Origin of the sequence: Streptomyces sp. NPDC002588 (assembly GCF_040295925.1) — a bacterium.
Taxonomy (GTDB): Bacteria; Actinomycetota; Actinomycetes; order Streptomycetales; family Streptomycetaceae; genus Streptomyces.
The window spans coordinates 19,579-21,052 of record NZ_JBEOWF010000021.1; the positions used below are offsets into that span (position 1 = coordinate 19,579).

The following is a 1,474-nucleotide window of genomic DNA, read 5'->3' on the forward strand; positions in this document are numbered from 1 at the left end:
TTCGGCGATGTAGTACAGCCCGTCCGTGTAACGCACCACCGTTCCCGCGGTGTACTGCGTACCTGCCGCCCAGTTCGGCGCGGAGGCACAAGCACCCCCACCTCCGCCGCCTCCGCTGCCGGAGCAGGTGTAGGGCTCCCAGTACCAGGTGCTGATGACAGGGTCGTAGCCCGGGTTGTCGTGTTCGGCGATGTAGTACAGCCCGTCCGTGTAACGCACCACCGTTCCCGCGGTGTACTGCGTACCTGCCGCCCAGTTCGGCGCGGAGGCACAAGCACCACCGCCTCCTCCTCCGCCTCCGCTGTCACCGCTGCGGACGAACTTCCAGGTGATGCCGTTGAGTACGTCGTCCGACCCCAGACTCCTGATCGCGGGCAGGCTGAGGTCGATGTGCTCCGAGGTGCAGCCCATGCACTTGTCCTTGACCGGTACGGTGATCGTCCGGCCGTTGTACGACACCTCGACGGAGATGCCCTGGCAAAGCTCGTCGTTGTTGGGATTGGCGGACGTCCACCACTGGTACGACACCGCGACGAGGAGTTCGGTCGAGGCGTTGATGGGTGTGCCGCAGGCTCCGTAGCCCACGTCGTTGTAGTAGGTCGCCTTGCCGGTGTAGGACTGGCCGATGGGGATCGCGGCGAACGCCGCCCCCACGCCGAGCACGGTGAACAGCAGCGTGCCCAGCAGGGCCGAAGCTAAGCGGACCATTCGTTTCCGGACGTTCAAGCTTCCTCCATCACTCGGGTGTTCACGGCGATTGGCTTGATCGGCAAGGACGTCAGCAGCTGAGGTTGTCGCCCGTCGTCGTGCCCAGGATCGCGACGAAGCTCCGGTAGTTGTCGATCCTGCTCTGCACCTGTGCCGGGTTGCGCCCGTCGCACTCGATCGAGCCGTTGATCGAGCGAATGGTCTGGCCGAAGCCGGCCCCGCTGACCATCGCGTTGTGGCCGGTGTAAGTGCCCGGTCCGGTCTGCGTGTTCCAGTACCAGAGCGCGGTCTTCCACGCGACGGCGGCGTCGTTCTGGACCAGATAGGGGTTGTTGAGCAGGTCGATGCCCAGCGCGTCACCGGCCGACTTGTAGTTGAAGTTCCAGCTCAGCTGGATCGGGCCGCGACCGTAGTACGCCGACTGGCCGGCCGGGCAGCCGTAGGGCTTGCTCCAGTCGCAGTAGTTGCCGTACTGGGAGGTGTCCTGCTCCACGATGTGGACCAGACCGCCCGTCTCGTGGCTGACATTGGCCAGAAACGCGGCCGCTTCCTGCCTCTTCACCGTGTCAGTGCCGGTGGTGGCGAATTCCGGGTAGGCGCTGAGCGCCGAGACCAGACCGCTGTACGTGTAGAAGGAGTTCCGACCTGGGAACATCTGGTTGAACTGGGCCTCGCTGACCACGAATCCCGATGTGGGGGGATTGTCGCCTCCACCGCCGGAGCAGGTGTAGGGGTCCCAGTACCAGGTGCTGATGACGGGGTCCGT

Annotated in this window: 1 protein-coding gene and 2 pseudogenes; all 3 read right to left on the reverse strand. The window is 64.9% G+C overall.

The window, feature by feature from the left end; translation table 11 throughout:
• A pseudogene (locus tag ABT057_RS49235) lies at positions 1-333 on the reverse strand (hypothetical protein); the annotation flags it as partial.
• 72 nt (positions 334-405) lie between these two features.
• A pseudogene (locus tag ABT057_RS49240) lies at positions 406-708 on the reverse strand (cysteine/serine endopeptidase inhibitor); the annotation flags it as partial.
• Between the two features lie 70 nt (positions 709-778).
• Positions 779-1,474, reverse strand: a 696-nt coding sequence (locus ABT057_RS24150; RefSeq protein ID WP_352345649.1) for a chitinase, incomplete at its 5' end; no start/stop codon positions are given.